Origin of the sequence: Streptomyces sp. NPDC002573 (assembly GCF_042889625.1) — a bacterium.
GTDB lineage: Bacteria > Actinomycetota > Actinomycetes > Streptomycetales > Streptomycetaceae > Streptomyces > Streptomyces gibsoniae.
In genome coordinates, this window is sequence record NZ_JBIARC010000004.1 from 217950 (window position 1) to 242791 (window position 24842).

General features: G+C 67.9%; 18 protein-coding genes, 1 tRNA gene and 3 pseudogenes. 7 read left to right on the plus strand and 15 right to left on the minus strand.

Annotated elements, in window-relative coordinates:
* Nucleotides 1-328: 328 nt before the first annotated feature.
* Nucleotides 329-1984: an FAD-binding oxidoreductase gene (locus tag ACFYX0_RS06130; RefSeq protein WP_388966855.1), complete on the plus strand. Its 1656-nt coding sequence runs from the start codon at nucleotides 329-331 to the stop codon at nucleotides 1982-1984.
* A gap of 179 nt (nucleotides 1985-2163) precedes the next feature.
* Here ACFYX0_RS06130 and ACFYX0_RS06135 read toward each other — a convergent pair whose 3' ends face one another.
* The 4 genes from ACFYX0_RS06135 to ACFYX0_RS06150 form a co-directional block, all read right to left on the minus strand.
* Nucleotides 2164-3543, minus strand: a complete 1380-nt coding sequence (locus ACFYX0_RS06135) for a Cys-Gln thioester bond-forming surface protein (protein WP_388966858.1) — start codon at nucleotides 3541-3543, stop codon at nucleotides 2164-2166.
* 300 nt (nucleotides 3544-3843) lie between these two features.
* On the minus strand, nucleotides 3844-4332 hold the full coding sequence (locus ACFYX0_RS06140) for a single-stranded DNA-binding protein (RefSeq protein WP_388966860.1): 489 nt from the start codon (nucleotides 4330-4332) through the stop codon (nucleotides 3844-3846).
* A gap of 254 nt (nucleotides 4333-4586) precedes the next feature.
* Nucleotides 4587-6629: a GTPase gene (locus ACFYX0_RS06145; protein WP_388966863.1), complete on the minus strand. Its 2043-nt coding sequence runs from the start codon at nucleotides 6627-6629 to the stop codon at nucleotides 4587-4589.
* A gap of 5 nt (nucleotides 6630-6634) precedes the next feature.
* Nucleotides 6635-8242 carry a dynamin family protein gene (locus tag ACFYX0_RS06150; RefSeq protein WP_388966866.1) on the minus strand — a complete coding sequence of 536 codons (1608 nt, stop codon included), beginning with the start codon at nucleotides 8240-8242 and terminating at the stop codon, nucleotides 6635-6637.
* A 307-nt stretch (nucleotides 8243-8549) separates the two neighbouring features.
* On the opposite strand from ACFYX0_RS06150, the gene ACFYX0_RS06155 reads away from it, so the two are divergent.
* Nucleotides 8550-8625, plus strand: a tRNA-Arg gene (locus tag ACFYX0_RS06155).
* Between the two features lie 173 nt (nucleotides 8626-8798).
* Here the strand turns inward: ACFYX0_RS06155 and ACFYX0_RS06160 are convergent.
* Nucleotides 8799-9038, minus strand: coding sequence for a hypothetical protein (locus tag ACFYX0_RS06160; protein ID WP_388966869.1), 240 nt, complete (start codon nucleotides 9036-9038; stop codon nucleotides 8799-8801).
* Between the two features lie 66 nt (nucleotides 9039-9104).
* Nucleotides 9105-9275 (minus strand): hypothetical protein, encoded by a 171-nt coding sequence (locus ACFYX0_RS06165; RefSeq protein WP_388967035.1) that lies wholly within the window; start codon nucleotides 9273-9275, stop codon nucleotides 9105-9107.
* A 24-nt stretch (nucleotides 9276-9299) separates the two neighbouring features.
* On the opposite strand from ACFYX0_RS06165, the pseudogene ACFYX0_RS06170 reads away from it, so the two are divergent.
* A pseudogene (locus ACFYX0_RS06170) lies at nucleotides 9300-9416 on the plus strand (NUDIX hydrolase); the annotation flags it as partial.
* Here the strand turns inward: ACFYX0_RS06170 and ACFYX0_RS06175 are convergent.
* Both ACFYX0_RS06175 and ACFYX0_RS06180 read right to left on the minus strand, forming a co-directional pair.
* A pseudogene (locus ACFYX0_RS06175) lies at nucleotides 9407-9556 on the minus strand (transposase family protein); the annotation flags it as partial. The pseudogenes ACFYX0_RS06170 and ACFYX0_RS06175 overlap by 10 nt on opposite strands.
* A gap of 682 nt (nucleotides 9557-10238) precedes the next feature.
* On the minus strand, nucleotides 10239-11669 hold the full coding sequence (locus ACFYX0_RS06180; RefSeq protein WP_388966872.1) for a GMC family oxidoreductase: 1431 nt from the start codon (nucleotides 11667-11669) through the stop codon (nucleotides 10239-10241).
* Nucleotides 11670-11804: 135 nt separating this feature from the next.
* Here ACFYX0_RS06180 and ACFYX0_RS06185 point away from each other — a divergent pair, with 135 nt between their 5' ends.
* The 3 genes and pseudogenes from ACFYX0_RS06185 to ACFYX0_RS06195 form a co-directional block, all read left to right on the plus strand.
* Nucleotides 11805-12056: a hypothetical protein gene (locus ACFYX0_RS06185; RefSeq protein WP_311700470.1), complete on the plus strand. Its 252-nt coding sequence runs from the start codon at nucleotides 11805-11807 to the stop codon at nucleotides 12054-12056.
* A 10-nt stretch (nucleotides 12057-12066) separates the two neighbouring features.
* On the plus strand, nucleotides 12067-13245 hold the full coding sequence (locus tag ACFYX0_RS06190; protein ID WP_388966875.1) for a flotillin family protein: 1179 nt from the start codon (nucleotides 12067-12069) through the stop codon (nucleotides 13243-13245).
* 242 nt (nucleotides 13246-13487) lie between these two features.
* Nucleotides 13488-13568: pseudogene (locus tag ACFYX0_RS06195) on the plus strand (GntR family transcriptional regulator); the annotation flags it as partial.
* A gap of 304 nt (nucleotides 13569-13872) precedes the next feature.
* Here the strand turns inward: ACFYX0_RS06195 and ACFYX0_RS06200 are convergent.
* From ACFYX0_RS06200 to ACFYX0_RS06230, 7 genes are all read right to left on the minus strand, one after another.
* Nucleotides 13873-15561 carry a glycosyltransferase gene (locus tag ACFYX0_RS06200; RefSeq protein WP_388966878.1) on the minus strand — a complete coding sequence of 563 codons (1689 nt, stop codon included), beginning with the start codon at nucleotides 15559-15561 and terminating at the stop codon, nucleotides 13873-13875.
* The gene (locus ACFYX0_RS06205) at nucleotides 15558-16829 is read right to left on the minus strand and encodes a nucleotide sugar dehydrogenase (RefSeq protein ID WP_388966881.1); all 1272 of its coding nucleotides are present in this window, start codon (nucleotides 16827-16829) and stop codon (nucleotides 15558-15560) included. Before ACFYX0_RS06205 ends, ACFYX0_RS06200 begins: the two co-directional genes overlap by 4 nt.
* A gap of 666 nt (nucleotides 16830-17495) precedes the next feature.
* Nucleotides 17496-18782 (minus strand): glycosyltransferase, encoded by a 1287-nt coding sequence (locus tag ACFYX0_RS06210; protein WP_388966884.1) that lies wholly within the window; start codon nucleotides 18780-18782, stop codon nucleotides 17496-17498.
* 29 nt (nucleotides 18783-18811) lie between these two features.
* Nucleotides 18812-18985, minus strand: coding sequence for a hypothetical protein (locus tag ACFYX0_RS06215; protein WP_388966887.1), 174 nt, complete (start codon nucleotides 18983-18985; stop codon nucleotides 18812-18814).
* Nucleotides 18986-19267: 282 nt separating this feature from the next.
* Nucleotides 19268-20527 (minus strand): nucleotide sugar dehydrogenase, encoded by a 1260-nt coding sequence (locus tag ACFYX0_RS06220; RefSeq protein ID WP_388966890.1) that lies wholly within the window; start codon nucleotides 20525-20527, stop codon nucleotides 19268-19270.
* A gap of 826 nt (nucleotides 20528-21353) precedes the next feature.
* Nucleotides 21354-21545: a KOW motif-containing protein gene (locus ACFYX0_RS06225; protein ID WP_388966893.1), complete on the minus strand. Its 192-nt coding sequence runs from the start codon at nucleotides 21543-21545 to the stop codon at nucleotides 21354-21356.
* A 1461-nt stretch (nucleotides 21546-23006) separates the two neighbouring features.
* Nucleotides 23007-23303 (minus strand): GYD domain-containing protein, encoded by a 297-nt coding sequence (locus tag ACFYX0_RS06230; RefSeq protein ID WP_355923274.1) that lies wholly within the window; start codon nucleotides 23301-23303, stop codon nucleotides 23007-23009.
* 1014 nt (nucleotides 23304-24317) lie between these two features.
* Here ACFYX0_RS06230 and ACFYX0_RS06235 point away from each other — a divergent pair.
* A complete protein-coding gene (locus tag ACFYX0_RS06235) occupies nucleotides 24318-24803 on the plus strand; it encodes a lamin tail domain-containing protein (RefSeq protein WP_388966896.1) in 486 nt (161 codons plus the stop codon).
* The last annotated feature ends 39 nt before the right edge of the window (nucleotides 24804-24842 follow it).

The following is a 24842-nucleotide window of genomic DNA, read 5'->3' on the forward strand; positions in this document are numbered from 1 at the left end:
TCGCCCACAGGCGATTGCGGAACGTAACATTCAGCTAGGAATCCGCTACTCACCGTGAGGTGTCCGAGTGGCGAACTCCGACGGCATCTCCCACTCCGCCGACACCTCGGGTGGTCACCGTCGGGGTGCCCTCGGCCGGTCTCGCGCAGCCAAGGGGCGGCAGAACGGCGGCGAATTCAGATCAGGAAGATAAAAATACTTTGGCTGCGAAGGAATTACGGCCGTGCCGACAACACGAATATAAAGGCCACCGACTTCACGCGGCCGGACTGATTAATAAGCACCCACAGATAGCCTTCATCAACGCGCCACCATCACCCGGATATGCGTGTTGGGCAACACTGCGACGAGCCGCCCCTGTTACTGTGCGGGCCGCAGGAATCATCCACAGTGGATTGAACGCGCCGGCCGGCAGACAAGATTTGCCGTAGCCGAATACTGGCGTATTCCGGTCGAGAGGATACGGACCATGCAGGACTTTTCGCGTCGCGGCCTACTCAAGGCGACAGCGGCCGCCGGCGCCGGCGCGGTCGCCGTCCCGGGCATTACGGCCGTGGAGGCCCCGCTGGCGAGCGCCGCGGGCAATGGACACGGGGGCTCCAAATGCGCACCGGCGCAACTGACCGGTCGCGTCGTCCGCCCCGGTGACGCCTCGTACACGGATGATCGCATCGACTACGACCAGCTGTTCTCTCACTACCCGCTGGTCATCGTCTTCGCCCAGGAGACCCAGGACGTGGTGAACGCCCTCACCTGGGCGCGGCAGCACAACGTCGCACTGCGGGTACGCAGCGGCCGCCACGCCCTGGAGGGCTGGTCGAACATCGACAACGGCATCGTGATCGACGTCAGCCAGCTCAAGTCGGTCCACATCGACACCGACGCTCGTATCGCGACGGTCGGCGCCGGCCTGACCCAGTTGGAAGCGGTGACGACGCTCGCCAAGCAGGACCTCGCGGTCACGACCGGAAGCGAGGGCAGCGTCGGCTTGGTCGGTGCGACGGTCGGCGGCGGCCTTGGCCCCCTCAACCGCTGGCTCGGCATGGCCTGTGACAGCCTGATCGGGACCGAGGTCGTCGTCCCGTCAGGTCGCGACTGCGCCGAGGTGATCCATGCCGACCTGAAGGACCACTCAGACCTGCTCTGGGCGCTCCGTGGGGCGGGAAACGGCAACTTCGGAATCGTCACGCAACTCACCTACAAGGTGCACCCGCTCAAGCGCATCGCCTATGTGCAGGCGACCTGGGACGGTCTTACGGACCTGCATGGGATCTTCGATGCATGGCAGCGTACGGTACCGTTCGCCGACAACCGCCTCGGATCCGAAGTCGAGATCCACAAGTCCCAGATCCTGCTGTTCGCGTGGCTCGCGGAGGGCACGGCGGCAGAGGCCAGAAAGATGCTGGCCCCGATCCTGTCGATCGGCACGCCCGATGTGAAGGTGCAGGTCGGTAACTGGGGCCCCATCTTTGCCGGAGCCCAGGTCCCGCGCTCGCAGGAGCCCGCCAACGTGAAGTTCTTCTCACAGTTCGCCAAGGAGCTGTTCCCGAAGAAGGCGATCGACGTCATCGGCTACTACATGCGAAACGCTCCCACGGAGGACAGCAACTACTTCGTCGATGCCTTCGGCGGGGCGATCAAGAAGGAGCCTCGCGGCGGCACCGCGTTCGTGCACCGCGACGCGATCTTCTACGGCGAGATCGGCGCAGCCTGGGGGACTCCTTCAACGACACCAGGCGTCTGCGACCCGCTCACCTCGACGTGCCAGGCCTGGACCGCCGAATTCAGCCAGGCGATGCGCAGCTTCGTGGACGGCGCCTACGTCAACGTGCCGAACATCGGGATGCAGGAGTGGGAGACCGCCTACTGGGGGAGACGCCACTTCGAGCGGCTGCGCGAGATCAAGACGAAGTACGACCCCCACAACGTCTTCCAGTACGAGCAGAGCATCCCGCCCGCGACGAGCTCGCGCGAACGCCGGTGACCTGCGTCTGCCCGGAAGCGCATGTCGGGAAGCCGCCAAGTCCCTGAGAGTGCCCCTCATCGGTGGGAATCCTGCCGCTGAGGGGCCTTTTCATGCCCGCTCACGGCACGTGGCACCGGGTTGTGGGGCCGACGTCACCGTCGACCGGGATCAGCCGATGCCGGGCGCCCCGGGCCCCGTCAGTCCTGGGTGGGGGTCTTATTGCGGATCAGGACCAGGGCCGCGCCGCCGATGACGACCAGGGCTATGGCCGTGCCCGCGATGAACGGAGTCGCGCTGGTGCCGCCCGTCTCGGCGAGGTTCGTGTCCGTGGCCCCCTTACCGCCCACCGTCGCGGGACTGGGGTCACTGAGCGTCTGCGTCCGCAGGCCGCCCGTGCTGCTCTCCGTCTTGCAGTCGAGGACGCCCTTGAACCACTTCTGTTCGCCGCCCGGGCCCGTGATCGTGAAGTCGTAGGCCTGGTCCTCCTGCAACAGGACCGTCACCGTCCGGGTCTGTCCCGCCGGGATACTGTGCTCCGTCCCCATCAGCTCGAACGTGAACGGCTCGTCGCCCTTGTTCACCGCGGTGATGTCCAGGCCGCTCTTGGCGCAGTTCCTCTCGGCCGACAGCGCCGGTATCGCGCCCTTGGCCGCCCAGGTCCCCGTGGCCGTCGCCGAGACGGTCGACTCGCTGGAACCGGCGAGTATCTGGGTCTGGCTGCGGGTGTCGGAGGCGAAGGCCCGGCCCACCGGCACGGTGGTCGACGCCTGCACGGTCAGGTCGGCCGCACCGTCCTGCGCCTTCTTCGGCACCTGGAAGTAGAGCCGGCTGCCCTCGGTCGCGGAGGTGACCGCCTTGCCGTCCTTGTCGACGACCTTCACTCCGGCGGCCGCGGCGGCCGACGGCGGGGTCACGGACACGCTGTCGGCGTTCGTGTGCACCGTCACCGGGCCGAGCGGCTCACCGGGGCGGCCGGACACGGCGGGCGGGTCGAGGGTCAGGGATGCGGCGGGCTCCGGGAGGTTCCGCGCGTGCTTCTCCAGGTAGTCCGCGAGCTTCTCCGCCTGCGGGTCGACTGCGTCCACGTGGGCCCCGTCCGAGTAGCGCCAGATCGCCACCTGCGTGCCCGCCGCGGCGTCCTGTTCGGTGAGCCCCTTGGCGCCGGCCTCGGCCGCCAGCGCGGCCAGGTCGTTGACCTGTGGGTAGGAGTTGCCGACGATCCAGCGGATCTTGCCGGCGTTCCTGTTGCCGTTCAGGGACGTGCCGCTCCAGGACGTCTCGTGGTACCTGGCATCCTTCTGCGCCGGGTTGTGGATGTCGATGCAGTAGGTCTGCAGGGTGCCGCCGTTGTCGACGGACATCTCGAACAGTCCCGCGGCCACCTGCTCGTCCTTGCCGTCGTCGTGGACGACCGCTGTCCCGAACGTCTTGAGGGCGCCCAGGGTCGCGGTCGCGCCTCCTTCGCTCTGCGGCGTCCCGTCAGCAGCCGCCGCCCCCGCGGTGGCCAGCAGGCCACCCGAGACGATTCCGGACACCAGCGTCGCGGCGGCGAGGCGGACGCCCCCTCGCCTGCGCACGGACGACGCAGAGAGCGAAGAAAACACAGAATTCCCCTTCGAGCGGGACCCATTGACGTGGGGGGGCGGGTCCCACCAGCAGAATCGGAAGCCCTGGAGCTATGCCCGGAATCCTAAGGACGCGGCGCACCCCTCTCCCCAGTGATGGCGCCCGACAACCGATCCGACTCGGAATCGTTATCGCTCACACCATCGATGAGCAGTGCGTATCGACAAATCCACCAGGACTGTTCGGTCATCGGACGACTTGTCCGGCGAAGGACGGCACTCCGGTCACGGCGGGACCAATGGAAACTGACGTTATGTCACTCCTACTGGCTCGGGGCGGTGTTGGGAAACCGGTCCGGACTGTTCCGCCTCCTCGGGCCGATTCGGTGGTCCCGTCTCCCAGGTGGGCTCAGGCTGTGCCGTCGGCTCGGGCTGCGGCTCGGGCTTCGAGGCCCGTCGGAAGGCCGATGTGCCGCGCGACAGGTCATGCCCGATGGCCACCGCGTCCAGGTCCGCCGACAGCCAGCTCTGTCCGTCCCGCTGCTCGTTGCGCACCTTGAGCCGCCCCTGGACGACGAGCGGATCACCCACCGCCACGGACGCGGCGACGTTCGTGGCCAGTGAGCGCCGGGCCCACACCGTGAAGAAGTTCGTGTGCCCGTCCGTCCAGGCGTTCTTCTCGCGGTCCAGATACCGCGCCGTCACCGCCAGCCGGAAGCGGGCCGTAGGCCCCGCCGGCGACTCCCGGTACACCGGCTGCGTGGCCACGTTGCCGACCACGCACACCAACGTCTCGTTCATGAGATCCCCCTCCCCCGTCCCGGCCTGTCGCGCCGGGACGGTGCGCGTACGGGTCTGTCCCGCACGGCTGCGTCTGATGCGGCGGTCATGCCCTGTGGCGTGCCGCCGCCGGTGCGGTGACCGCGTCCGTCGCGATCGCCGCGAGATCAGACTGCCTCCGTCGGCCCGAACTCGCCGCGCGCTGTGGACCGTCCACCGGCTGTGGACAACCCCGCCACTCGAACGAGCGCTTCCGCCCGGTGGGCCCTGGGAACTCAGCCCAAACGCGGCACCGCCCCGTCCCCCACGACCTTCACGTACTGCTCCCGCACCTCCCGGTACCGCAGCAGCTCCGCCGCCAGGGGATCCAGCACCTGGGCCCGCCCGCACCCCGCCGCCGCCTCCCGCAGCCGTCGTTCCGCCTCCAGTCCGAATCTGCGGGCCGGTCCGCGCGCCGCCACCCGGCAGCCCCACTCGACGACGGGACCGCCCACGACGCCCGCTCCCAGCAGCAGCACGGGCACGCCGACGTGGACCGACATGAACCCCACGACCTGTCCCAGCAGCCACAGCACCGCGAGCAGTTGAAGAAGCGTCATCATCACCTGGGCCATCACGGCGGCCGGCCACCAGCCGGGCCGGGGCGGGCGTCCGGGCGGCTCGGCGTCGCTCAGGGCGAGTTGGTCCAGTGTCTCGGGCAGCCCGTGCGCGCCACGCACCGCGGCCTCGCGGACCGACTGGGCCCACGGGGCGGGGAGCCCGGCCGCCGCCTGGTCGGCCACCGTCCGTACCGCCTGCTCGACGTTCTGCCGCGCGGTCGCCTCCTCGTCCGTCGACGCGGGCAGCGTCGGCCCGCCCGTGGCGGACTGCCGCCGCTCCCGGGACCACCGCCACAGCCGCAACCACGGTGCGCCGCAGGCTCGGTTGGCGTTCCGCAGCCACGCACGCTCGGCGGCCTCACCCGCGGCGGTCGCGCCCACCGCGTCCGCGAGCCGCCCGGCGAACTCCTCGCGCGCCTCCTCGCTGAGCCCGGTGCCCCGGCCCGTCCCGTAGACGGTCCGCAGCCGGGCCGCGGCCGCGTCCACGTCCGCGGAGACACGGCGCGCGGCGGCCCCCCGCTCGGCGACGAACTGTCCGAGGACCTCCCGCAGTTCCCCCACGCCCTCCCCGGTGAGCGCGGAGACCGCGAGCACGCTCGCACCCGGTTCGTCGTACTCGCCGAGCGCGATCCCGTCCCCGTCGAGCAGCCGTCGTAGATCGTCGAGGACCTGCTCGGCGGCCTCTCCGGGCAGTCGGTCGACCTGGTTGAGAACCACGAACATGACCTCGGCGTGCCCCGCGAGGGGCCGCAGATAGCGCTCGTGGAGGACCGCGTCGGCGTACTTCTCGGGGTCGACCACCCAGATGACCGCGTCGACGAGCGCCAGGACGCGGTCGACCTGCTCCCGGTGCGCCACGGCCGCGGAGTCATGGTCGGGCAGGTCGATCAGGACGAGTCCGCTCAGCTGCGAGTCGCCGTCGGGGCTCTGCGGAGGACGTCGGCGCAGCCGTCCGGGGATGCCGAGCCGGTCGACGAGGGCGGACGCGCCGTCGCTCCACATGCACACGAGCGGCGCGGCCGTGGTGGGCCGGCGCACCCCGGTCTCCGACAGGTTCACCCCGGCGAGCGCGTTGAAGAGCGTCGACTTGCCGCTGCCGGTGGCGCCCGCGACGGCGACCACGGTGTGCTCCCCGGAGAGCCTGCGACGCGCGGACGACTCGTCGAGGACGCGGCCCGCCTCGGCGAGCGTGTCGCCGTCCAGCCGGGTCCGTGACAGGGCCACCAGCTCACGCAGCGCGTCCAGCCGCGAGCGCAGGGCTCCGTCGTACGCGAGCGGCGCGGGCTGCCGTTCGGACGTGCCGCGCGGCTCCACGACGGTGGCGGTCTGCGGAAGACCTCCCGCCCCCGCCTCGGGCACGCGCCTGGCGATCAGCCCGTCGTCCCAGGCGGCCTCGGACTCGGAGCGGTCCACGGGGTCCTCATCTCGCACGCGCGCGTGGCGGACGTCGTCCTCCACACGCGCGTGGGGGACCTTCTCCTGGGCTCGGGCAGCCGGGTTCCCGCCCTGGGCCCCTGCACCCGCTCCCTCGTTCTCGTCCACGCCCCCGGCCGCGTCGTCCCCGGCTTCCGGGAGTCGCCCCTCAGCGCTCTCCTGCCGCCGCTCGGGGCGGTCAGCACCCTCGGGCCGCACAAGCCGCCCAGGGTTCCCCGCCTCCCCCGACTTTCCCCGCTCCTCCGGGTGCTCGGCGTGATCCGTGCGGTCAGTGACAGCAGCCACCGCGGTCACCTCTCCTTCTGCAGTACGGACAGCGCGGCGATGAGTTCGGCCTGGGGGTCGATCTGGATGTCGAGCGAGTCCAGTGGGGCGACACGGCGCTCGCGTTCCGCGCGCAGCGCCCGGTCCAGGTACTCAGAGAGCAGTCCTGCGGCACGCTCACGCAACCCAAGGGCCGTCCGGGCCCCGATCCGCTCGGCGAGCCCCTCCCCCGCTCCCTTGGCCCGGGGACCGCCGAGCAGCTCCGTGGCGACGAGCGCGGCCACCGCCTCCGCGTCCACCGCCGCGCTCCGGTCGAGGTCGCGCACCGCCTCCTCGGCGTACTCCTCGAGCTCGCGCCGCCAGCGCCGTACGGTCATCCCGATGCGGTGCTCGGCGCTGTCCAGGGTCGGATCCCGGTTGGCCAGCCCGGGGGCCTCCGCCGCAGGCTCGCTCCGCCAGGCCTCGTCGATGCGTTCGTCGGCGGCCGTGACGGCACACAGCAGCAGGGCGCCGAGGCTGTCCACGAGGGCGTCCAGCAGTTCCTCCGAGGTGCAGTCCCGGGGGTAGCCGCGCCATCGCGTCAGCGCGTCGCCGGCGAGGACGGCCCCGGCCTCCAGCCTGTTCCGCACGCGCGCGTACTCGCTGTCGTACGCGGTGTCGACGGCGGCCGTCAGCCGCAGCGCGGCGGCGTACTGGGCGGCTGCCGCCCCCGCCAGCTGAGGCATACGGGACCTCAGCGAGTCGAGAACGCCGTAGGCCGTACGCGCCATGGCCGTCTCTCGGGCGGCTGGATCCTGCACCTGGTACGTGAGCCAGGCGAGCAGCGGTGCGACGGCCGTGGCGGGCAGCAGCCCCCCGCCCCACGCGGACTCGGGCAGCTCGGGCACGGTGAAACGGGGGACGTGGCCGAGCCCGGCCTTGGTGAGCAGGGCTCCGTACTGCCGTGACACCTCGGAAACGACCTGATGGGGCACCCGGTCCAGCACCGTCACCAGGGTCGCCCGGTGCTCCTTGGCGGTCCGCAGCAGGTGCCAGGGCACGGCGTCGGCGTAGCGGGCCGCGGTGGTGACCAGGATCCAGATGTCGGCGGCACAGATCAGCTCGGCGGCGAGGACGCGGTTGTCGGCGACCAGGGAGTCGATGTCGGGCGCGTCGAGGAGGGCGAGTCCGCGCGGCAGGGTGTCGGCGGTCTCGATGCGCAGCACCCGCTCCTCGCGCCCCACGACGGGGTCGAGATCGTCGGGGCCCTCCTGGTGTGGCACCCACACACGCGTGAGGTCGGGCAGGACGCGCATTCCGCTGAACCAGTGGTGGTCCTCTGGGTGGCAGACGAGTACGGGCGTACGGGTGGTGGGCCGCAGCACGCCTGCCTCGCTGACCCTGCGGCCGACGAGGGAGTTGACGAGGGTCGACTTTCCGGCGCCGGTCGATCCTCCGACGACGGCCAGAAGCGGTGCTTCGGGCTCTCTCAGCCGGGGCACCACATAGTCGTCGAGCTGTGCGAGAAGCTCGTCGCGGTTGGCACGCGCCCGCGGAGCCCCCGCCAGGGGCAACGGAAAGCGTGCGGCGGCGACACGGTCGCGCAGGGCGGAGAGTGCATCAAGCAGCTGAGGCCGTACGTCCAAGGTCAGCACATGCGAAGAATGCCCAATTTTGGAGGCTTTCTGAAGCATATGGGCATGTCTGCGCGCCGACAGGACACATGGGGCGGAAGGGGCGACTGGGACGCAGGCATAACGAGTGCACAACACCCGGGGCGTGAGACGTCAAAAGCGATGCACGATTCGCACCTGCCTGCGATTATCGGGACCGCTTCACTGAACCTCCACATCGAGCCACGGAGGGGAAGCGCCAGGGACAAGGGCCCGGGAGTCCTATCCTTGTCCCCGGCAAGGTCACGGATCGGCCCGCACCCGGGCACCACGACAGGCCACCACACCGGCCCCCGTAGCTCAGTGGATAGAGCAGGCGCCTTCTAAGCGCTTGGCCGCAGGTTCGAGTCCTGCCGGGGGCGCCACTGAGAGCCCTCCCTCCGGGAGGGCCTTTTTGCTGCTCAGGGCCGTTGACACCCGCACAGGTCAGCCCCGGCCGCCCCCTTGGTGATCAAGGGCGGGCTCCGGGGCTGTCCGGCTGTCACCTGGTTTTCGCGGGTGGCCGTGTCGAATACATGTCGAAGTTCCCGCCCGGAGATCAGCCGGCGCCCGGCACCCCCGGGAGGCCGCCCGCGGCTTCGAGCCGCCGTTTCAGGTCCGGCAGCTGCCCGTCGATGCAACGTGCATAACCGGCCAGGAGCACGGCGACACCGCTCCCGGCCCACTCCGCCACCTTGACGGGCGGGATGCCGTCATTAAGGCACTTCGTCAGGCGCGTGTTCCGGTGGTCGTACACGCGCCGCCCGGTCGGCGACCCGAAGACGTGCGGGGGCAGCACGGCCCTACGCGCGCTGCGCCACGCCCGACGGATGACGGAACCGGCGAGGATGCCACCGTTCTCACCTCAGAAGAGCAGATCACCCGGCCGGAGCTGTTCGTCCGCGATGTGCTGCCGCAGGACGCGTGTCAGGGCGGGATGCCCCGGCACCGTGCGTGTTTCACCCTCCGCACGGCCTTTCAGGTCGCGTCGTTCGTGGATCTCCCCCGTGTCGTTCGAGTATCGGATCTCTGCCACCGACTGAACTCAACGTCACGCAACCCGTCGACCGGCGTCGCACGCGAGGCCTTGGAGGAGACGGGTATCCGCGTCGGGGTGGACGAACTCACCGGCGTGTACAAGAACATGACCTTCGGCATCGTTGGTCTTCCGCTGAGAGGCGCGAGCTGTCGCAGCGTCAGGCTCGTCCGCCAGTATGCGGCGACCAGCAGAACCCGGTCCTCAAGGGACAGGCTCCAGGGTCGTCCCGAACGTACTTTACCGGGCGCCCCCGCGACGCAGTGCAGCGCGGCGATCATCGTGCGGAATTCACGGGGAGCCAACCCGGTGAACGGGAGTATCCATGATGCCCGGCCAGGCCGGCCCTCCCGCCTTGAGACAGCCAGCCGTGGCCCGGGCGCCCCTGCGGGGGGACCAGTGCCCTGACATCAACGGCGGCGGATGTCGAAGCAGCCACCCTGGTGAGCGAACGCCTCACCGACAAGGGGCGCACCTCCTGCGCACGCTCCTGCTCTCAGAGCTTGGTCGGCTGCCCGCCAACCAGCGGCATGTGCCTGAGCTCTGCCTCAAGGCGGCCCAGGCCGCAGCAGAACTCCGGCAGGCCAAAGCCGAAGCCAGAGGCGCTGCCGAGGGCACGCGCGCTGTAGCCAATGCTCGCAGCCCGTTCTCGCGTGCAGTCAACAAGCTACGTCTGGCTCTCACTGATGGCGCTCCGGTCTCGTCGCGCTCGCCCGGCGCGACCGAGGAACACGATGCTGAGCTGGCATCAACCTGTCGGATACTGGCAAATGAGCTCGCGCCCGGCCTGCACAGGCGCAGACGCAAGAAGGCTGAGGAGCGTGCACAACACCGCGTGCCCAGGGCCGTAGAAGGAGAGACGACGTGGCGTCAGCCCGGAACGTCTCCCGCTATTACTGAACTGGGCGCGGCCTCGGCACGTGCGCAGAGGGAGTGGGTGCGGACGCGGAGCTCGCGGACCGGTCAGGAAGCGGCTGACTTGAGGGAGGCGGTGGCTCGTTCGGCGATGGCCAGCACGGTGGCGTTGGTGTTGGCGCCGGGGATGGAGGGCATCACGGAGGCGTCCACGACCCGTAGGCCGTCGATGCCGTGTACCCGTAGCTGGAGGTCGACGACCGCCGCCGGGTCGGTGCCGATGCGACAGGTGCCCACCGAATGCCAGTACGGACCGGTGGCATGGCGCAGGTATTCACGTAGCTCGCGCTCGTCGTGGACATCGGGTCCGGGCAGTGCCTCCTCGTCGCGCCACTCGGCGAGGGCCAGTGAGTCGCCGAGCTCGCGGGCCATGGCGAGCGCGGTCAGCATGGTGACCAGGTCGCGGTCGTCGTCGAGCAAGTTCGGGTCGATCAGCGGCGCGGTCGTGGGATCCGGGCCGGCCAGTCGTACCGAGCCCCGGCTGTGGGGGCGTAGTGCCGCGAAGAGGATCGTGTATCCGTTTGCCGGTCCTGGCATGGTCGGCGGGTGATACGGCACGTCGCTGAAGATCAGCTGGATGTCCGGAGCGGCAAGGTCCGGGTTGCTGCGCACGGCTGCGATCAGGTCGGCGTGGTTGTTCCGGGCGGGTGGAACGGGCCGTGCCGCGGCATAGGTGACCCCGGCCCAGGGGTGATCCTGCAGGTTCGCGCCGACGCCGGGCAGGTCGGCCACCACATCGACACCGACGGCGTGCAGGTGGTCGGCCGGCCCGATGCCCGACAGCAGCAGCAGTTGGGCGGATCCGATCGAACCGGCGCTGAGGATCGTCTCCCGCTGCGGGTGGACCTGCCGTACCTCGTCGCCGACGGAGTATTCGACTCCGGCGCAACGGTCGTCGGCCCCGATCAGCCGATGCACCAACGCGTCGGTCAGCACGGTGAGGTTCGGCCGGTTGAGGGCGGGGCGCAGGTAGCCGTCGGCGGCGGACTGGCGGGTGCCGTCGACGATGGTGAGATCCCACCAGCAGGTGCCGTCCTGGTCGGCGCCGTTGAGGTCGTCGCTGTGGTGGTATCCGAGCCGTTCGGCAGCTTGGAGGTAGGCGTGTGCGAGGGGGCTGGCATCGCTGACCGGGGCGGCCCGCATAGGGCCGTCGGTTCCCCGGTACGCCGGGTCGCGCCCCTTGGTCGTCTCGGTGCGCTTGAAGAACGGAAGCAGGTCCTGGTAGCTCCAGCCGTCGGCGCCGGCCGCCGCCCACTCGTCGTAGTTGGTGCGGTGACCGCGGATGAAGGCCATCGCGTTGATGTTGCTGGTGCCGCCCAGGACCTTGCCGCGTGGGTACGGGCGGGCGACACCATCGGCTGCGGGTTGCGGGACGGTGGTGTCGCCCCAGTCGACCTCGCTGCCGATCAGTGTCAGCCACGCCGGCGGTACCGCCATGGTGTCCGGTCCGTCGGCCGGGCCGGCTTCCAGCAGGAGCACCCGGTTCTGCGGATCTTCCGACAGCCGCGCGGCGAGGACACAACCTGCGGCAGGGCGGCACCGCAGTGTAGGCGCCTGTCACGGGTGGGTCTAAGGTCGAAATATCAGGGCCAGAACGATGGGAGGCAGTCGGCAATGGCGCAGGACGAGGCCGTGATCGGCTGCACGGGGGAACTGCTCATCGGCACGCGTGGATCCGCCGGTCCCGGCGAGATCCTGGTACGGGTCAGAGGCGGCTCCGAAACCTTCCTCGCCTGGTCGCAGGAGCCCCTGCCGATCGGGACGACGGTGCTTGTGGTCGAGTCCCGAGGGTGTCGTGAGGTCGACGTCATCGAGTGGGGCGATCCATTGGACACGTTGCGCGGCGATGCCGCCGACGTCGGTTAAGGAGAAGAGGATGTTCGGTTACCGCGTTCCCGCCCCCGACGAGGCGATGCTGATCTCGGGAGGACGGCGGGGACTGGGGGGCGCGCCGTTCAGGGTGGTGACGGGGCACGGCAAGTTCGTGCTCCCCGTCGTCCGCAAGGTCCGCTTTCTTACGCTGTCGATGTGCGAGGCCGAGGTCACCGAGACCTGCGTGACCAGGCAGGGCATCGCGCTGAACGTCCGTGCCGTGATCGCGTTCAAGGTCGGCAACGACAACGAGAGCATCATCAACGCCGGACAGCGGTTCCTCTCCGACCAGGACCAGATGTCGGTCCTGACCGGCCGGATCTTCGCCGGCCATCTGCGCGCCATCATCGGCTCGATGACGGTCGAGGAGATCGTCACGGAGCGGCAGAAACTCGCGGCCGAGGTGCTGGACACCTCCAAGACCGAGATGGCGAAGATCGGCCTGATCGTGGACTCGCTGCAGATCCAGTCGATCGACGACGGCGACACCGGCTACATCGACGCGATGTCCGCGCCGCACAAGGCGGCCATCCAGCGGCAGGCCCAGATAGCCCAGGCCCAGGCCAACCAGGCCGCGGCAGAGGCGGAGCAGGACGCGGCGCGCAAGCAGGCCGAGTACGCCCGGCAGACGGCGGTGGTGAAGGCCGAGTACTCCGCCGAGGTGGACCGTGCCCAGGCGCACTCCTCCCAGGCCGGACCGCTCGCCCAGGCGCACGCCCAGCAGGAGGTGCTCGCCGCCCAGACCGAGCTGGCGCAGCGCCAGGCCAAGCTGCGGCAGCAGCAGTTGGTCGCCGAGGTCGTGAAGCCCGCGGAGGCCGAGGCGGAGCGGGTCAGGATCCTCGCCATCGCCGAGGCGGAGCGCATGAAGATACAGGCGGAGGCCGCGGCCTCGCACGACCGGGTCGCCCTCGACCGGATGCTGATCGACCAGCTCCCGCAGATCGTGAAGGAGGCCGCGGGCGGCCTCTCCGGTGCCAATGTCAACGTCCTGAACGGCGCGGACGGTCTCGGCGAGATCGCGGCCGGTCTGGTCGCCCAGGGACTGACGATCCTGGACTCGGTCCGGCAGAACCTCAACGGCCAGAGCGGCCAGAACACCGGCGGCCGCCCCGAGGAGGGCAACGGCCGGCTCGAACTGCAGGGCTCGCGTACGCCGGGGAAGGACACCGGCGAGGAGAGGTAGTCGGCTTCAGGTCCCTCTCGACGCTCGACGACCGCGCGGTGCTCGCCGCGCCACGCGGTCGGAGGACTGCCTTGTGGAAGTGCCGGGCTGCGTGGCTGCTCGCGCCGCCGTCCACCCGCCGTCCGAGACTGGCGGCCGCCGGGTTCCTGCCGACGGCGTCATGAGGGCCGGCGCCTTTGTTCTGTGCCGACGCGAGGACGACGACCGGCGGACCCGCCTGCTCGGCCTGCTGCTCTCTCCAGGGGCGGCCCGTGGATACGGCGGACAACGTGGTGCCCGCCGCTCACTGCGAGATCGGCTACGAGATTCCGATCAACCGATAACCGGCGGTGTCCGCCGTCCCGTGGATCTCCTCAGGCCGCGTTCAGGCTGTGCCCCGCGCGTGCCCCTTGCATGCCCGATCGGCCGAGAGGCACGGGGACGAGGGGGCGGCGCCCAGCAGAACGGCCCCCGACCGTCACGCCTGATCAGGGGCCGTCAACCTGCCCGGTAAGTATGGGATTTGAACCCATGACGGCTCGCGCCACGACGGTTCTCAAGATCGGATGCGGTTCGCGTCCGCAGCACACCCTGGGTGAGCGACAGGCCGCGCGCAAATCGTCCGTGCAGCCTGACTCCCGGACCCTGCTACCAGCCCTCTTCGTGCTGCCAGGAGGGATCCATGTACTCGCCCTGGGATGAGCCGGGTTGCTGAGGGACCTGCCACTGCGGCTGCTCGGCGGGGGTTGACGTCCCCCACGTCACGCGCTGCTGGGGAAAGCTCCCGCCCTGCTCCTGGAGATGCCCGACGGGCAGCGGCTGCTCCTGGCCGACGACCTGTCGGCGCGGGGCGACCGTGCGGGCGAGGGCGACGCCCTCGAGGCGCATCAGCTGGAGCGTCTCGGTGACCTTCTTGTCAGAGTACGGATCCTCCTCCTCGAAAATCTCCGTCACCTCCGCCTCGTCGCCGGCCACGGACACCTCGACGCCACCCTGCCGGGTGCCCCAACTGCCCTTGCCCAAGGTCAACAGGGCGTAGAAGCGCAGCGGGGTCAGCAGGAACAGCTGGATCAGCCCGTACAGCGGGGCCAGCAAGAACATACCGAACCGCTTGACGAAGCCCATCCCGCGGCGCGGGAAGTCGAGGTACCGCACGTTGCGCAGGTACCCCATAAGAATCATGAAGACGACGTAGTCGCCGACGTGGCGGAAGAACGAGGTTGGGTGAAGGATCGGCAGGACGAGTAGCGAGTAGAGCATCGCCGTGCCGAACACCAGCCACAGCCCCAGTTCCATGCAGGTCAGCCAGAAGGCGGGCCGGTGCTTCTTCTGGTGTCGGAAGGCCCACAGGGACTCGCGGAAGAACGACTTGTTCCAGCGGACCTGCTGGCGCAGGAAGTGCGGAAGCTTTTCCGGCACCGCCGTGTAGCCGACGGCGGTCTCTTGGAAGACCACCCGGCCCTCCATGAGGCAGTAGTTGGTCATCCGGCGGTCGTCGCCAAAGACGGCCGGTTTGCCCAGAAACTGCTGGTTGAGGAAGTCCGGGAGGTACTTGCGCACCAGCGTGCCTCGATAGGCGGAGAGCGCGCCGCAGCAGCACAGCACGGACTTTAGGCGCGAGTACGCGGCCCGCTCGAAGAGGAAGGAGTTGCCGTATCTGAGGTCCTGCAGACGAGTGAAGATGTTGCTGTCGTGGTTGAGGGCCAGGACCATGCCGGTGGAGGCCATGACGCGCTCGTCGGCCATCGGGACCAGGAGTTCGCGGAAGGTGTCCCGGGCGAGCACCGTGTCCGAGTCCACGCACAGGAAGATGTCCGAGTACGGCGCTGCCTCGAAGCCCAGGGCCAGCGCCTCGCGCTTGCCCTTGTTCTCCGGCTGCACGCTGACGGAGTACTTGACGCCATGGGCTTCGAACTCACGGCGCATCTTCTTGGCGACGCGGATGCCACCGGGGTCCGCGCTGCAGTCGTCGATGATGTGGATCTCGTTGGGAAGTCGGCTCTGCGCGAGGAGGCTGCGCAGGCCCTGCTCGAACATCACCGGGTCCTCGTTGTAGATGGGGATGACTGCGGTGACCCACGACTGATCGAGGTATTCCAGTTCTTCTCGTCCCGCCTTGGCTGGACGGTAGAAGAGCGCCATGAACATCTTGATGGCCAGCAGGCCCATGGCACCGATCGTGTACAGGTGCAGGGAGCCGGCGTCGAGCCGTGTGAAGATCAGTGCGGCGAGGCCCAGGAAGAAGAGGTACGACACCTTCAGGTGTCTGCGTCTGCGGTGTTTCTGCCGGCTGCCGGACTCAGCAGCCCCGGGTATGTAGGTGTCCTCGGTAGTCACAGCTTGACCACCCGAGGGTGATCGGCGGAACGGCCTCGCGTGTCGAACAGCACTCGGGCACGGTCGGCCAGCAGGTCCAGGTCGATCTCCCGGTGAGCCTGGAGCAGAACGGTGAGGTCCGCCGCCTCGGCCGCAGCCAAGTAGTCGTCGATTCGCTCGATCGGCATTCCACCGACGGTCCAGTCGGTCACGCGGGGGTCGAAGTAGGCGAGTTCGGCGCCTCGTGCGCGGAGGTTCTCGGCCACGGCGAGCGCGGGGCTCTCCCGCTGATCGGAGATATCGGGCTTGTAAGTCACACCGAGCAGCAGGATGCGCGAGCCTCGGACCGCCTTGCCCTGGTCGTTGAGCAGGTCGGCCGCACGGTTCACCACCTGCACGGGCATCCGCTGGTTGATCTCTTGTGCGAGCTCCACAAAACGGAACGGGATGCCGAGCGACCGCACCTTGTAGGACAGGTAGTTGGGGTCGATGGGAATGCAGTGCCCGCCGACTCCCGGGCCGGGGTAGAAGGGCGCGAACCCGAACGGTTTGGTGGAGGCACAGCGGATCGCGTCCCACAGGTCCACACCTATCTCGCGGCAGAACATCGACATCTCGTTGACGAGCGCGATGTTGACGTGGCGGTAGGTGTTCTCCAGGAGCTTGGCCATTTCTGCCTCGCGGGTCCCCTTCGCCTCCACGACGCTCCCCACGAAGCGCTCGTAGAGGGCGCGTGCGGCCTTGGTGCAGTCCGGGGTGACGCCGCCGACCACCTTGGGCGTGTTCTCCAGACCGAAGCTGGAGTTGCCCGGGTCGATGCGCTCCGGGGAGAAAGCCAGATGGAAGTCCTTGCCGACTCGCAAACCGCCGGCCTCCAGCCGGGGACGTACGACCTCGTCGGTGGTGCCTGGGTAGGTTGTCGACTCCAGCACTACGAGCGTGCCCGGAGCCAGGTGGGCCGCGATGTCGTCGACTGCGGCATGAACGGCGCCCAGATCCGGGGAGCCGTGGTCGGTGAGCGGAGTCGGGACGCATACCACGACCGCGGCGGCGTCCGCGACGATCTCGGCCCTGTCGATCGCCTCGAAGCCTTGCTCCAGCATCGTGCGAACCTCGACGTCGGCGACGTCGTCCACGTGCGAACGGCCGGACCGCAAGCCGTCGATGACCCGAGGGCTGCGGTCGAGGCCGACCACTTTCAGCCCTGCCGCCGCAGCGGAGCGGGCCAGCGGCAGCCCCACATATCCGAGCCCGACAACGACGAGATCCACCGTGGTGGCTCTGCTCACGACATCATCCCAACCCCTGGGCCGGCGGCCACAGCCGCCGGCAGGCGCTAACTCGGTCCCCCGAGAAATTGAACAAGATTCAAGAGGCTAACAAGACCTTCACATTTCAACCATACTTGTTTAAGGCTTCTTTAAGGTGCCCCTTGTCACTTTCGAGTACGCACAACCTTCCGCCTGTCTCGCCCGTCTCGATGAGCCCGCTTTGACCCCTGGCAGGACGAATGCGTCGTTGCGGAGTTGGCGCTAGAAGGGCGTGACTCCGTAGCAATTCGCCTGTTAGGGCAAGAATCGATGGGATTCGTCGGCGCATCGAGCGCGGGAAGGAGCCTTGACGGCGTCGGACGCTAGTCAGACCACTGGCGCATGGCCAGGTGCGTAAGCGGGCGTTCCCTCATGACCACTACCGCGGAGCCCGTGCTGTCGTCGGCCGTCTTTGGGATGGCAACGGCCGGACGCACGGGTCACTCAGCGGCCTCCTGGCATGCGGACCGGCGGACCGGTGGCCGAATGGACTCGAGCGGGTCGCGCTCGAACCCCAACCGGATCGATCACGATGAACCAAGCGGACCGCAGGTACGGTCGCACAGCCAAGGTCGGATGCTTGACCAGGCGCTCACTCGGCCGCAACTGATCCCCTCCGTCAGCTCGCCCCCGCTCCGTTGACGCTCAAGCGTTCATCAGTTCATTCGACTCGGCGCGGTGGCGCGCCTTCGGCAGAACCGTCTTGGCTGTCAGCCCTCGCGACTGCCACGCGTTGTCACGGAGCTTGAACAGCGCCCAGTAGCGGGTGGGGCATAGCAGCACGATGTTCATGAACACGGATGCCGGGGTTCCGACAAGCCACGAGCGCCACCGCTGGCGTGTGGTCATGTCGGGTCGCATGAGCACGTACAGACCTGACTGGCCGTACCGGACCACGAGGTACACCCCGAGGTACACCAAGGCCGCGCCCGGGTTGTGGTATCGGCCGCCCAGGGTCATCACCGTCATCACGAGAGTCCAGGCCAGCATCACAGGGGTGATGACGAGTTGGAGGAGACCGAAAGTCGGCGAGATGAGCTGCTTGAGGGACAGCCGCGAGTAGACGAACGGCAGCATCCACCACCACGACCGGGCCCAGCGCAGGCGCTGCCGGTACGTCTTCTTCAGCGTGGTCGGCATGTCCGTGACCACGCCCGCCTCGTTGACGGCCACGACCTCACCGCGCATGAGGGCCCGCAGCGCAAGCCACCGGTCGTCCCCAGTCCCACACTCCACCTCGTAGGCGTCCAGGTGGTCGTAGAGCAACTCGGCCCGGTAGAGGGCCAGTGCGCCCGACGTGGTCTCCAACGCTCCAAGCATGGAGCGCGAGGACCGCATCATCACGCACGAGGTGCCGATGTCGATATCCGCAGCCCGGGAGACCCAGGTCTCCTCGAAGTTTCGAATGTAGATCATGCCAGTGGTGGCCTGGATCTTCGGGTTGCTCATGGCCCGGAGCTGCTGCTCCAGCGCATCCGGGAAAGGCTCACCGTCCGAATCGATGGTGAGAACGAAGTCGAAGTGCTTGCCCTCCGCCTGAAGGTGTCGGAGCACCGTGACCTGGGCCCCGCGCTTGCCCTTGTTCTCTTGCCGGTGCCAGAAGACCCGAGGGTGGTCGAAGGGCTCCACCGGATGTTGCTGCGAGCCATCGTCAATCACGTGGATCTCGTCGATCGGATGCGTCTGGGCCAGTAGCGACCTCACCGTGCGGTGCAGGTTCTCTGTGGGCTCTTCGAAAGCAGGGACGATGGCCACCGTCCGGCCAGGAGCCACAGGCAAGTGAGTGAAGGACCGGCCCTTCAGAAACGATGCCAGGCAGAGCACGATCACCATCATGCCCAGCCACCAGTAGAAAGTCAGGATCGGGCTTTTCGATTGGAGGTGGACCACCACGGTGGCAGCGGCCAGAGCCGCCACCACCACGGCAGTCACCACGGTGAATCTCGCCCGTGAAGCAGTGCTCAAGCGGTCGCTCGCTTACCGCGGGTCGCCAGGCGGAAAACCGCGACGCCGCTGATCACGAGGAGCATGGCCCCCAGCACGATCCACCCCAGGGCCGTGCCGCCCGTGGCGGCCAGAACGGCTCCCCCAGTGGCGGTACCGATCGCGGTACCCACTCCATTGTGCCCGTACATGTTTCCTTCCTTCCCGAGCGTCAGCGACGCTCGACGTCGTCGCGGGTCGGCATGACGCCGCGCGTGTCCAGCACATAGGCCGCCTCATCGGCGACCTTCGTGAGGTCGAATGTGTCGAGAGACGTCCGCAAGGCCACGACGTCCTACCCCGCCACCGGCTGTCAGGATTGGCTACCCCTGTCGTCCACGTGGGGCCCCAGCCGCGACGTCCACAGCGCCTCACGGTTTCCGGTGACTCCAACGCCTAAGGGGCGGGGCACTTTCCCAACGATCCGAGGTGCTCTAGAGCCGCTCGACGTGCTCCGCGGTCGGCATGACGCCTCGGGTATCGAGGACGTATACGGCCTCAGCGGCAAGTTGAGTCAAGTCGAATTCGCCGTGCGGTGTGAGCACGACGACAGCGTCGAAGTCAGCCACGCTGATGCCGCTTTCCTGCGCAGCGAAGGGGATGGATTGAAAGCCGCCGTCATGCAGGTAGGGGTCGACGACGGTGACGTCCACGCCCATGCCGCGCAGTCGGTCGATGACCTGGACAGCCGGCGACTGGCGGGCGTCGGCGGTGCCAGGCTTGTAGGCGGCACCCAGGGCGAGAATGCGGGCGCCATGCAGGCTCCGGCGAAAGCGGCGGCTGAGAGAGTCCTGAAGGCGGCGCACCACGTAGTCGGGCTGGCTTTCGTTGATGTCCTGGGCCAGCTCAATGAGCCTGAAGGTTTGACCGTGCCGGGTTTTGACGTGATGGCTGAGGTATACCGGGTCGATGGGCAGGCAGTGCCCACCGACGCCCGGGCCCGGCAGGAACTTGGTAAACCCGAACGGCTTAGTCGCGGCCAGCTCGAGGGTGTGCCACACGTCGACGCCGAGAGTGTGGGCCATCCGTGAGAGCTCGTTGACCAGAGCGATGTTGACGTGCCGGTAGGTGTTCTCAAACACCTTGGCCAACTCAGCCTCTTCCAGGCCAGAGGCCGGCACGGTGACCTCGGTGACGGAGTCGTAGAGGCCCTTCACCCGTTGCAGGCAGGCGTCGGTCAGCCCGGCGACAATCTTGGGCGTGTTCTCCAGACGCCACTCGGCATTGCCTGGGTCGATGCGTTCGGGGCTGAACCCGACATGGAAGTCACGACCTGCTACCAGGCCCGATCCCTTTTCCAGCAAGGGAATGAGCACGTCGCGAGTGGTACCGGGGTGCGTGGTCGACTCCAACACCACAGTAGCCCCCGGCTCTATTCGGACAGCCAGCACGCGGGCCGCGTCTCTCACGCAGCTGAGGTCCGGTGCACGGTCGGTCAGCGGGGTCGGCACGGTGATGACCGCAACGTCGAAGCCCTTGACGTCTTCCGGGTCGCAGGTCGGCGTATAGGCCCCGGAGTGCAGGGCTCTCTGCAGACGGTCGGAGTCGATGTCCTCGACGTAGGAGGAGCCGACGGCCAGTCGGTCGCAGCGCTTCCGGTCAGGCTCGTAGCCAGTCACGGTATGTCCGGCCTCGACGGCTCGCATGGCCAGAGGCAAGCCGACATAGCCCTGCCCGAGCACACAGATGTGCATGGTGGATTCCTCACCTTGAGTCGACCTGCGGACATGCGCAGGCCGGGAAGCGGCGCCCCTGAAGTGCGGCTACCTGTTCCTGAAGCAGGCAGCTGCGGCGTCGGGTACTGCATGGATTGTGGTGCGGGGCGGCGTGCCCAACCCCCCGTCGGGTTACAGCAAGCGCTCGCCTCAAGTCATTGCTGCGTCAACGCGCAGTCCAGCCCCCCGCTTGACCGCGCGTCAAACGCCAAATGATCTTCACAATTCCCCCTCATTTATGGACCTCAAGACTTCAACAAAATGGTTGCCGTGTGGAAGCTTTGTTATCAATTCGAAACCTATGAGTTCCCTCTGAGACTCACCCACTCCGCCGACGCCCCATCAGACCCCTTGCCTCACAGGTAAGAAGCACGATGCAGCGGCCCATGCCCATCGCATCGCATGCCGCCACAGTGACCCCCAAACCCGGCGATCCGTCGCACAGCCAACTCGCCTCTGCACAAGTTGATCTTCACGGCTTCTCCATGATTGTGCTAAGTCAAGACCTTGTTGGTTTCCTGCCAAGCGGAAGGCTCGTTGCTACGTCGCGACATAGAGGCCGATGCACTGCGGAACGGTCCGCGGCTCCGCGGGCGCCCCAGTACACCGGTTTCGCCTGCGCGTCGGCTCGCTGCGTGGATGGCGTCCCACATCTGCCGACCGATCGGCCGGCACCACAACCGCACCAGATCCAGCGGGGAATCACGGTGAAGGCGTCCGAGTCGGCAGCAGCCTCAAAACGGCCGTTCGACCAGGTCGGCTCATGGATCCGCCCCAGGAGAACGCAGCTTCCCAAGCGTCGCCTTCAGGAACCCGATACCGCCCCGACAGCAGAAGGAAGGACGTCAATGAGGGTGTCGTCCCCAAAAACCTGCACTACGAGACGTGCCCGGCGTCGCTCACGATCGATCGAACGAATCGGACCCGTAAGGTCGGCGAAGGGACCGTCTGTCACCAGAACGGTGTCCCGCGCTTGTAGCTCAGGAGCAGTCGGCATAGCGCGCTCCCTGGTGATCAGCTGAACTTGGATCGCTGAAGCTCCCCCCTGGCCGGGCCCGGATTGGCAGATCGTGCCGCATCCGTGCCAGATCCCCGTCGGACGGAAGCGGGTGCCTGTCAAATCCGTGTCGAAGTCCGCCTAGCAAGGCGTTCAGCGGCCGGATAGACGCAGGTCAACGGGATGTTGGGATTGAACCTGCGCAGCACCTTCTGAGCGCTCGGCCGCAGGTTCAAGTCCTGTCGGGGGCACCGCTACCCCCTCCGGGAGCGCCTTATTGCTGGCCAGGATGTGACGGCCGACGCAGCCACGCCCCGCGCCCATGACAGTGGGCCTTGGACTTTCCGGCGTAGGTCACCTGATGCGCGGGCGTTCGTACGGCCCGCGGACAAGAGCACACCTCTGGTGGGGGCGCCGTTCGCGAGTGCCAGCCGAGGTGTGGCCTGCGCGGGAGCTCTCAACCAGCAACTTGGACTGGTAATCGACCGCAAGGTCAGGTCCTGGCAGGTAGCCGAGAGCCGAGCCGATTCAGGCCCGGATGGCCGAGAAAGCGGTGACGGTGAAGGCTGCCTGCACGGGGGCGAGTTCGAATCTCGGAACTAATCGGCCTTCCCGTTCCCGTCCCTGGCGGTGCGGCGAACGGGAAGGCCCACTACGGCGAGTGTCCGCCGTCAGATGGCGCAACGCGCGAACGCCTGCGCACCACCGAACTGCTGCGCCTCGTTCTGGAATTGGATCTGCCACTGGGTGGCGCTCACTGCGCGGTTGCCCGTCACGTCGATGCTGGCGGAGGAGACGTTTCAGCCACCGCTGAGGGCCCTGATACCCACAGGGCAGGTGACGGTGACGATCTTGGTTTGGTAGGACGCGATGAACTCGACCGGACTGCTTGCGACGACGGGGGACGGATCGGTCACGTCACGGCCAGTGCAGTGGACGCCAAGCCGACGGCCGGCGCGGGTGCGGCGACCAGGGCGAGGAGCGTGGTGCGGTTCATGGTTTGGCCTCCTTGAGTGACTCACACGTTCGGAACGAATCGAACATATGAGCCCAGACTAGGAGCGGCGCGAACGGAGCCGCCATCCGCTACCGCCCGTTGGAGTGACGGAATTATTACCGTGAGTTACCGATCGCGTTCGCTCGGGAATAGTTGCGGCCGTCAACGCCATGGCGTCGACACAAGTGAGCCCCGAACGCCCCCTGATGATCAAGAGCGGACTTCGGGGCTGTCTGACTGTCAGAGGGTTTTCGCGGTGGCCGTGTCGAATACGCAGTCGAAATTCTCGGCCGGATGTCAGCTGGCGCCCGGCATTTCCGGGGTGTTCCGGTTGCCGTACACGCGCCGCCGACGTCCCCCCTCGGCGGCGACGACCGACAACCGCGCACGCCTTCGGGTCATCGCATCAGGTGAGAGGCACGTAGCCCGATGTCCGCCACTCGTCCAAGCCGCTTCGGGCTTCATCAACCGGCCGCCTTGGAGATGATGCGCTCCATCTCCTCTCGGCCGAAGGCCCGCAGAGTCGTGGAACGGACGTTGCCTACTCCATCGAGCTGCAGGAGTGCGGCTGCCGCCGTTTCATCGTCGAGCGCCTCGACGATGGCCACGAGGTCGTATGGACCGACGGTCCAGTAGATGTTCAGGAGCTTCGCCCCGAGCTTCTGTACTGCTGAGCCGAAGGTCTCAGTGCGCTTCGCGGTGTCCTTGTAGTTTCGGACCCCTTGATCGGTCCAACTCAGCAAGGCGACGTACGTCGGCATGCTCTTTCACCTTCACGAGGAGACATATCGTGAGGTCAAGCCTGGGTATCTGCGCTGGAGCCTGCACGAGGTACGCACCCGAACGAGCTATCCGAGCGGCCACGACATCAAAGGCAGGCAGACATCTATGCCTGACTGCCGTCCGACGAACCTGGCTCTGCATCTGACCGACGCATGCTGTCCTGTTGATGAATTGTCGGCCGCTTCGAGCGATGCCGTCCTGCGCGCGGCCGGTCGGGCGGGCGTGTGTGACCTCATAGCCCGGCCAAAGATCCCATCACAGTCTTGTCCTCCCGCCCGACCGACGCGCGCCATCCTGCATGCGTCGCACAGAAGGAAAGCGTCATCAGCATGGCAGACGAGACAGCCGTGGTCGGCGCCCACCAGGCCGCCGTGATCGACTCCATCGGCCGACACCTGGCCAGCGGCAGCACCGGCTCACCGCAACTCGGCCGCACCGGGCTTGACGGTCGTGACGTTCCTGTCCGGGGCGCGCCGGGGCAGGACTCCACGGCTGAGAGCGTGTTGTCGTTGGCGGCGAGCGCCAGCGGGCCTCCGCCTGTGAGGGCGTCAGGGTCCGCTTGACGTCCGCCAAACGCCGGCGCACGCCGTCGACCGCCCACGCCGCTCACGCTTGGTCACTTGTCACGTCCGCCCATATCCGCCTATGCCCAGGCACGGAACCAGGGCGTCCGGCCGTTACTCACTTTCGGGTGAAGCCTCGACCGCGCCGGGGTGGCGCGTAGTGGCGCATTTCCGCCACGGCTCAACTCCCGCAAGGAAACCGGTGCCGCCAGGCCGTCAACGTGGTGCACCTTTCACATAAATGGACATAGCAGCCGAGAGTCACGGAATCATGGCCAACACGTAACACGGTGCACGTCTCGCCCACATCCCGTCCGCCTTGGGGACATGGTGTGGATGCGCGGCCGACCGGTCGCCACCAGCACACCGCGCACCTGCGGGTACGGCTGACTCCGTATGCCAGGTGTGCCCGCACATACAGGGGGACCTGTGTCCGCTTCCGCCAACGTGACCGCTCGCCGTCTGACCGCCGCCGCTCTCACGGCCGGTGCCCTGGTCGGGGCCCTGACGGTGCCGGCGTCCGCCGCCGACCACCGTGCGCCCCGGCCGGACGTCCAGATCAGCCGCGTGCAGTACGACTCCCCCGGCCCGGAAGACCGCTCCAACCGTTCCTTGAACGCGGAGTGGGTGGAGATCACCAACACCACCCGCCGTGAAGTCAACCTCGACCACTGGACGCTGTCGAACAGGGTCGGCCAGACCTACACCTTCCACCACTACCGCCTGGCGGGTCGCGCCACCGTCCGGATCCACACGGGTATCGGCCTGGACAGGGGCGCGGACCTGTTCCAGGACCGCCGGAACTATGTGTGGGACAACTACTCCGACACCGCGACCCTGCGCAACGACCACAGCCGTCTCGTCGACGTCGTCTCCTGGGGTGCCCCGCACCGCCGTCACGGCGGCCGTCACTGACCGACCGTCGACATCAGGTGATGCCTGAGTAATAGAGAA